We start from the raw sequence: 7,765 nt of genomic DNA on the forward strand, positions 1-7,765 counted from the left end.
GGCCCCCGGGGGGGGGGGGGGGGGCCGGGGGGGGGGGGGGGGGGGGCCCCCCCCCCCCCCGCGCCCCGCCGCGCCGGGACACCGTCGACCCCCGGCCCGTCTGGCAGGTCGTGGTGGGCTGCGTCGCACCCGTTGTCGCGCTCGTCACCGGGCCCGTGCTGGCCCTGGAACTACTTGGCGCGCAGGGCGATCTGCCCGACACGGACCGGCGCCGACTGTTCATCCGCTGGTGGTGGGCCGGATGGATCGGCCTCACTATGCTCACTGTCGGGTGCCTGGCGTGGCGCTTCGCGGGCGGCGACCTGCAGCATGCGGCCGACGGGATCACCTTCACGATCGTCGTCGACCTCGTGGCTGCGGCGTTCCTGTTGGGCACCCGGCACCTGCTGACCCGGCTGGCGACCCCGGACGCCGCCGAGGCGACCGACCGGGAGGGCACGCGATGGGTGATGGCGACGTAGCGGACGCGGACCGGGCGGCGCGTGCGCCGCTCATCGTCGCGCACCGCGGCGCAAGTGGCGAATATCCCGAACACACGATGGCTGCGTTCCACGCCGCGATCGTGGGCGGCGCGGACGCGCTCGAGTGCGACGTGCGGCTCACCAAGGACCACCACCTGGTGTGCCTACACGATCGCACCGTCGAGAGGGTCTCGGACGGCATCGGCGCGGTATCCGAACTGACCCTGGAAGACCTGCGCGCGATGGACTTCGGGTCGCGGCACTCGGGCGTGCCCGCGTCCGTCGTGACCCTCGACGAGCTGATCGAGCTGGCGACGGCGGATCGCGGGGTCGGGCTGTTCGTCGAGACCAAGCACCCCGTCCGGTACGGCCCGCTCGTCGAGCAGAAGCTGCTGGCCGCGCTGCACAGGCACGGCCTGGCGCGGCCAGACGACCCGCTGCGCGCGCCCGTCACGATCATCTCGTTCTCCGCCGCCGCGGTGTGGCGGGTACGGCGCAACGCCCCGCAGGTCCCGACGGTGCTCCTCGGCGACGCCTCGCACCTGCTCGGTGGTGGCACGGCCACGGCGGTCCGCGCACACGGGATAGGCCCGTCGGTCGCATCGCTACGGGAGCGGCCGGACACCGTGGCGCGGGCGCGTGCGGCGGGACGCTTCACCTACTGTTGGACCGTGGACGGCGAGGCCGATTTCGCCCTGTGCTGCGGGCTGGGCGTCGATCAGGTAGCGACCAACCATCCGGCGCGCGCCAGGGCCTGGCTCGCCGCCGGGTAGCCTGGCCGACCATGGGCAGAAGAGAACGCAACGCCACCCCGCGTCCGGGCAGCAACCGGGCCGAGAAGATCGCGGCCCAGCGCGCGCGTGCCGCGGCGGGTGCACCGTCGGCGGCCCGGCCGTTCGCGGGCCTCGCGGCAGAGTGCGACCTGATCGCGCTCCGGCACTTCGTCGCATCCGCGACCGCACCGCTGCAGCTGCGCTCCGGCGACCGACAGGTGCGGCTCGCGACCGTACTGCCCGGAGCGTCCCAGGCCCTTGCGCGCATCGAGGGCGACGACGTCGTGGGCTACGCCGCGCTACAGACCCGCGGTCGCCCGGAGGATCCCGCCGCTGCGTTGGCCGGCGCTGTGGAGTTCGCGGCTGCCGCCGAGGCGGGTGACTCGCTCTCCGACGAGGTCGTCGGCTCGCTCGGCGACGTCGTGCAGGACGCGCCGCTGGATATCACCGTGCATCCCGACTTCTCCTGGTGGCTCGCCGAGGGTGTGGCGCCGGAGCCCGAGGTCGCGCAGCTGGTCGAGCAGGCCGACTCGCTGGTGCGCCCCGCCGCGCGCCTGCAACTTGACGATCCGGCGCTCGGCGCGCCCTGGTGGGCTGACCACGGCGACAAGGCGTTCGTGCGATGGGTGCATCCGGCGGACGAGGACGAGTTGTTCAAGGCCCTCGCACGGATCCACGCGGCCGGTGGTCTGACGCTCGGCGAGGACTCGCGGTTCGCGGGCAGCTTCCGCGCGGACGGGCTACTCGTGCCCGTCTTCGACGTCGACCCGGAGTCACACCCGGACGAGTGGGTGCCCGCCGCGCGTGCGCTCGCCGCGCGGATCACCGAGGCGCTCGCCGACACGTCCGAGCTGACGGGCGAGCAGCGCCGCTCGCGCGACGGTCTGCGCGGGCGCCAGGTCTCCATCTAAGCCGGGGGCAGCACCGCGCCGAGGTACGCAGTGAAGGTGTTGCGTACGTCGTATTGCTGGGCGGCCTGCGCGATCCCCGCGATCCGTTCCCGCAGAAGGTCGAGGCCGGCGGTCTGCTGCGGCAGCGGGTCCGCCACGTACCACGGCGCCACGCCGCGGCGATCGCGGTCGGCGGTGTTGTGCCGGACCACGATCTCGCCCAGCGCGATCCGCCATACGCCCTGCGCGGCGCGGTCCGCTGTGGCGTCGTCGATGCCGAGCGCCGCGCACGTGCGCAGGAATTCGTCGAACACCCAGGCCGTTCGCGCGTCGACGTTCTCCTGCCCGGCCAGGACGTCGATGACCCACGGGTGCTGGGTCAGGTGATCGACGACCGCCGTCCCCAACGCCACCAGCCGCGCGCGTGGCTCATCGGGCAGCTCGGGTGCGGGCGAACTCCAGGACTGGAACTCGAGCACCGCTCCCAGCAGGTCGTTCTTGCTGTCGAAGTAGTGGTAGATGCCCATCGGGCTCATGTCGAGCTTGGCCGCGAGGGTACGCATGCTGAACGCGCTCGCGCCCTGGGTGGAGAGGATCTCCGCGGCGGCGGCCACGACCTGCTCGCGGTTCACCTTGGGCGGTCGTCCGCGGCGATAGCGGGATCCGGTGTCGGGTATCACTGTTGCGCCTATCCGGCCGAGCCGGTGCCGAGGAGGTCTTGCGGAACCGGTTGGCCTGCCTTGATGTAGTCGAAGAACTTGTCGGTGTCGCTGCCCCACACGAGCGCGTCACCGTCGTCGGTGGACTCGGATCCGTCCGTGGGGGTCGTGACCGTCGTCGGGGAACCCGACAGTGCCCATGCGAGGCGGGCGAGGTCCCAGATGTGCGTCTTACGGTCGACGGTCAGCGCGTCGACTCCGCCGCTCGCAACTCCCCACAGTGCGAACGGGTTGATCAAGGTTCCGGGCGAGGTCACCTTGTCCATCAGCGCCGAGAGGAACTGCCGCTGGTGTTGTACGCGCATGAGGTCGGCCTGCGGGAAGTTGCGCGAACGCACATAGCCCAGCGCGGTCCGCCCGTTCAGCGTCTGGCACCCCCTTGCGAGGTTCAGGCCCGCCTTGGGGTCGCGCAGCGGCGCGTCGAGGCACATCTTCACGCCGCCGACGGCGTCGACGACCGACGCGAATCCGCCGAAGCCGATCTCGGCGTAGTGGTCGATGTGTACGCCCGACTTCTCCTCGAAGGCCCGCTGCAGCAACTTCGGGCCGCCCAGGTAGTACGCGGCGTTGATCTTGTAACTGCCCTGCCCGGGGACGGGCACGTAGATGTCGCGCGGGATCGAGATCAGCAGTGGCTTACCCGACGGCGGGATATGCACGAGCATGATCGTGTCTGTGCGCCCGGCACCTAGGTCGCCGCCCGTCGAATACTCCTTCTGCTGCGCCGCGGTCATACCCTGCCGGGTGTCGGATCCGACCAGCAACCAGTTGGTGCCCGGGGTGTCGCCAGGGCGCCCGCTGTAGGAGGCCAGCGCGTCCGTGCGGTGCAGCTTCGAATCGAAGTAGACCACCGATGCGACGAGTGCCACCGCGAGTAGCACGACCACCGCGAGGAGCGTCCGGCCGACCGGTAGCTTGCGAGTGCGCTTGGGCCGCGCGCTCTTCGAGGGCCGCACCCGCGGCCCCGCCGGTGACGGTGCCACGCCTCCTCGTGTCCGGTCCTTGCGGGCCCTTCGCTCGGCGGCGCGGGATATCGCTGCGGGGACGGCGGCCCGGGCGGCGTCCGCGGCCTTGCGGGCGGACCGGCGCTGCGGTATTCCCTCCGCCCGGCGCCGGCGCTCCGCCTCCCGCTGTGCCTGCCCGCTGGGCCGGCGCGGGTCGATCGGCTCCGGGCGCTGCGGGGGAGCCCAGTCGACACCCGCACCCCGTCCGGGGCTCTGTTGAGAACCACGCGGTTGGGGACCGCGCGGTGGCTGGTTGCGCGGCGTCGGGTTGCGCGGAGGCAGTGGCCCCGGCGCGGGGTTGCGGGGCGACCGGTTGTTCGGGTGGTTGCGAGGCGCTTGACCGCGCGGGGGCTGGATCCGGGGCGGTGGGTTGCGCGGCGGCTGACCGGCCCGGGGGCGCTCGGCGCGGGGCGGCTGCCCGGCGCGCGGTTGCCCGGCGCCGCGGGGCGGCTGAGCTGCGCGAGGTGGCTGTGCGCCGCGCGGTGGTTGCGGGCCGCGCGGGCGCCCGGGGCCGGGCGCACGGAACTGTGGCGGGGCTTCCGACCACGCCTGCGGCGGCCGGTACTCCCCGCCGTCTCGGCGTCCACGGTCGTTGTTCACGGCTCCCGACTGTACGGCCCGAAATCGAAGATTCAGCTGAGAACACCCAGGTGCGGGGCGAGAACGGCGTATCCGACATACACCGTCACGTCCATCACAGCGTGCGCGACGACCAGCGGCCACAGCTTCCGCCAACGCAGGTAGGCGGCCCCGAAGACGAGTCCCATCACCACGTTGCCCAGGCCCGCGCCGAACCCTTGATACAGGTGGTAGCTGCCGCGCAGCAGCGCCGACAGCAGCACTGTCGCTGCGGCCCCGCGGCCGAGTTGCTGCAGCCGCGTCGTCAGGTAACCGACCACGACGACCTCCTCGGCAGCGGCGTTGGCCACCGCGACGACCAGGTACGCGACGATCCGCCACCACGGCACCCCGCCGCTCGCCGCCTCCACGTTCGCGGTCACGCCGAGCAGGCGGCCGAGCGCGTACAGGCCGAGGCCGGGCAGTCCGACGGCCGCGGCCAGCCCGATCCCGTAGAGCGCTGCCCGGGCGGCCCCGCGGCCGTCCAGCCGTCCCAGGCCGAGCGCGGCCGCCGTGATGCCGCTCCGGCGCAGGAGGTACAGCGCGAGCGCCGCCCACGCGAACAGCTGCAGAGCGTTCAGCAGCATCAGCGTGAAATCGATCACGGGCAGCTTCGATCGGACGGGATTGAGGGCCACCGTCGTCGCCCCGACGCCTGCGCCGAGTTGGTATCCGACCAGCTGCGTGAGCGCGTACAGGCCCGACCAGCCGAACGTGACGAGGAGGACCACGGCGACCTCGACGCGCAGCTGGAGTCTGTCGCGGTCTCCGGTCATCCGGCCACTGTAGATCGGGCGGCTTAAGATTCGTTTCGTCGAATCCGATTCGTCGATAAGGGGTAATAGGTGCCTGCAGCGCCAGCGGTCGACCGCTTCTTCAAGATCACCGAACGGGGCTCGTCCGTCTCGCGCGAGATCCGGGGTGGCCTGGTCACCTTCTTCACGATGGCCTACATCGTCGTCCTCAATCCGCTCATCATCGGCGGCGTCGCCGGCAACAACAAGAACACGGACGTGCTGGGGCACGTGCTGCCCACCGCCCAGGTCGCGGCGGTCACCGCGCTGATCGCGGGCGTGATGTGCATCGTGTTCGGCGTCGTAGTCAACTACCCGTTCGGCTTCGCCGCGGGCCTGGGCGTCAACAGCCTGCTCGCGGTGACCATCGCGCCGCAGGTCACGTGGCCCGAGGCCATGGGGCTGATCGTGATCGACGGCATCATCATCGTGGTGCTCGGTGCGACGGGCTTCCGCACCGCGGTGTTCAGGGCCATCCCGAACGAGCTCAAGGCCTCCATCGCCGCCGGCATCGGCGCTTTCATCGCTTTCATCGGTTTCGTGGACTCGGGCTTCGTCCGGCGCATTCCGGACGCTGCCGGTACGACGGTGCCGGTGGGCCTCGGCATCGACAACTCGGTGGCGTCGTGGCCCATGCTGGTGTTCGTCGTCGGCGTGCTGTTGATGGGTGTGCTCGTGGTGCGGAAGATCCGCGGCGGCCTGCTCATCGGCATCGTCGCGACGACGGTGCTCGCGATGATCGTGCAGGCCGTGGGCGGCTACGGGCCGTCGTTCAAGAACCCGGACGGGTGGGGGCTGAACATCCCCGAGCTGCCGTCCTCACTCGGCGGGTTGCCCGATCTCTCGCTCGTCGGCCAGGTGGACCTGTTCGGGGCGTTCACACGGATCGGCGCGCTGTCCGCCGCGGTCCTGGTGTTCGCGCTGGTGCTCTCCAACTTCTTCGATGCCATGGGCACCATCACCGGCCTCGCGAAGGAGGCGGGCCTCGTCGAGAAGGACGGCAACGTGCCCGGTATCGGCAAGGCGCTCACCGTCGAGGGCATCGGTGCGGTGGCGGGCGGCATCGGCTCGGGGTCGTCGAACACCGTCTTCGTGGAGTCCGCCGCGGGTATCGGCGAGGGGGCGCGCACGGGCCTCGCCAACGTGGTGACTGGTCTGTTGTTCCTGGCGGCCATGTTCTTCACGCCGCTGTACGAGGTGGTGCCGTCCGAGGCGGCGGCGCCCGCCCTGGTCGTTGTGGGCGCCATGATGATGGGGCAGCTGCGGGACGTCGACTTCACCCGGTTCGACTACGCCCTGCCGGCGTTCCTCACAGTGGTCTCGATGCCGTTCACGTACTCGATCGCCAACGGCATCGGCATCGGTTTCATCACCTGGGTGGTGCTGCAGGTCGCACGCGGCCAGGTGCGCAAGGTACATCCGTTGCTGTGGATAGTGGCCGCGCTGTTCGTCGTCTATTTCGCCAAGGCACCGATCGAGTCGCTGATCCGCTGAGCCCGGGGCTGCCTGCGAACGCGGCTGTGGGCGTCGTCATCGACGAATACTCGATGACGACGCCCACAGGCGTTTGGTGCGGCAGCCGCCCCCGTACGGCCGCCGCTGGGTGCGCGCGTGAAACGTGACTAGCCCGCGCGCAGGCCGTTGAGGAACGGGCAGCCGAGGAGGATGCGGATGCCGCGCTGGAGCGCGGCCATGTCGTCCACCGGCTGCGGGAAGTTGAGGCGGACGTCCGCGTCCGACAGTTCGTGGTGCTCGGCACGCAGCCGGATGCCGTACCGGTCGATGCCGAGTAGGCGGATCCGGTGGCCGCGCAGCTTGCCGGGCAGGCGCCGCGACAGCTGGCCGAGCATCTCCGGATGGCCGCTCTCGACGTGCGTGAGCCAGGAGAACTCGTAGTCGGCGAACGGATCCGGCTGGGCGATGGAGAGCTCCGAGCCGGTGACGGACGCCGCGCCGGACGCGTCGGCCAGGACCGCGGAGTCGATCGGGAGGCGCAGCAGGCGGGTGCCGTTACCCACGTCGAGCAGACCGGGGAGGGGGTTCTCGTCAGCGACGCGGCGGGCCAGCTCTGCGCCGTCGTGGGTCTCGAAGATCCGGCCGCTGATCCAGACGAGCGAGCGCGTGCGCTCGCGCAGCGGCAGCGGGGAGATGTCGTTGATCTCCACCATCGCCTGCAGGCCGTGCAGGGGAGGCGCGTCGTCGGACACCGCGACGATCAGCTCTTCGCCCAGCACGTGGTGCAGCGCGATGGTCACCGCGTCGTACTCATCGGTGACCAGGACGGCTGCATGGGGAACCATGCAGACGCTCCGGATGCGCTCCGCCGGTGTGGGCTCGACGATCGTGGGTGCGCTCACTGCGGCCTCCTTCAGCTCCGTAGGTAACCCTAACCTAAAAGACGGCGGCGCCGTGCGCAAGCTATAGGCTCGAGGAGATGGCTATCGATCTGCAACTCCTCGGACCGGCACGCGAGCCGCTCGATCTGCTCGACGGGCTGGTCGTGGCG

The 7,765-nt window shown here is 71.1% G+C and carries 8 protein-coding genes; 4 read left to right on the forward strand and 4 right to left on the reverse strand.

Annotation, left to right across the window (positions count from 1 at the left end; translation table 11 throughout):
* From P0W64_RS22310 to P0W64_RS22320, 3 genes are all read left to right on the forward strand, one after another.
* On the forward strand, positions 1–461 hold a 461-nt coding region (locus P0W64_RS22310; RefSeq protein ID WP_275482398.1), incomplete at its 5' end, for a DUF4328 domain-containing protein.
* Positions 443–1,234 (forward strand): glycerophosphodiester phosphodiesterase family protein, encoded by a 792-nt coding sequence (locus P0W64_RS22315; protein WP_275482399.1) that lies wholly within the window; start codon positions 443–445, stop codon positions 1,232–1,234. The genes P0W64_RS22310 and P0W64_RS22315, both read left to right, overlap by 19 nt.
* An 11-nt stretch (positions 1,235–1,245) precedes the next feature.
* The gene (locus tag P0W64_RS22320) at positions 1,246–2,145 is read left to right on the forward strand and encodes a DUF5926 family protein (RefSeq protein WP_275482400.1); all 900 of its coding nucleotides are present in this window, start codon (positions 1,246–1,248) and stop codon (positions 2,143–2,145) included.
* Here P0W64_RS22320 and P0W64_RS22325 read toward each other — a convergent pair.
* From P0W64_RS22325 to P0W64_RS22335, 3 genes are all read right to left on the reverse strand, one after another.
* Positions 2,142–2,756, reverse strand: coding sequence for a TetR/AcrR family transcriptional regulator (locus P0W64_RS22325; RefSeq protein WP_275482401.1), 615 nt, complete (start codon positions 2,754–2,756; stop codon positions 2,142–2,144). The genes P0W64_RS22320 and P0W64_RS22325 overlap by 4 nt on opposite strands.
* A 56-nt stretch (positions 2,757–2,812) precedes the next feature.
* Entirely contained in the window at positions 2,813–3,826 is a 1,014-nt protein-coding gene (locus P0W64_RS22330; RefSeq protein WP_275482402.1) for an LCP family protein, read from the reverse strand.
* 653 nt (positions 3,827–4,479) lie between these two features.
* Complete coding sequence (locus P0W64_RS22335) at positions 4,480–5,241, reverse strand: CPBP family intramembrane glutamic endopeptidase (protein WP_275482403.1); 762 nt, start codon at positions 5,239–5,241, stop codon at positions 4,480–4,482.
* Between the two features lie 69 nt (positions 5,242–5,310).
* On the opposite strand from P0W64_RS22335, the gene P0W64_RS22340 reads away from it, so the two are divergent.
* A complete protein-coding gene (locus tag P0W64_RS22340; RefSeq protein WP_275482404.1) occupies positions 5,311–6,753 on the forward strand; it encodes an NCS2 family permease in 1,443 nt (480 codons plus the stop codon).
* 128 nt (positions 6,754–6,881) lie between these two features.
* Here P0W64_RS22340 and P0W64_RS22345 read toward each other — a convergent pair whose 3' ends face one another.
* Complete coding sequence (locus P0W64_RS22345) at positions 6,882–7,616, reverse strand: DUF2470 domain-containing protein (protein ID WP_275482405.1); 735 nt, start codon at positions 7,614–7,616, stop codon at positions 6,882–6,884.
* Between the last annotated feature and the right edge of the window lie 149 nt (positions 7,617–7,765).

The organism is Tsukamurella sp. 8F, assembly GCF_029167375.1.
In the GTDB taxonomy this organism is placed as follows: domain Bacteria; phylum Actinomycetota; class Actinomycetes; order Mycobacteriales; family Mycobacteriaceae; genus Tsukamurella.

Coding starts and splice junctions, on each gene's coding strand:
- P0W64_RS22320 (WP_275482400.1), top strand. CDS start 1,246: ATGGGCAGAAGAGAACGCAACGCCACCCCGCGTCCGGGCAGCAACCGG.
- P0W64_RS22335 (WP_275482403.1), bottom strand. CDS start 5,241: ATGACCGGAGACCGCGACAGACTCCAGCTGCGCGTCGAGGTCGCCGTG.
- P0W64_RS22315 (WP_275482399.1), top strand. CDS start 443: ATGGGTGATGGCGACGTAGCGGACGCGGACCGGGCGGCGCGTGCGCCG.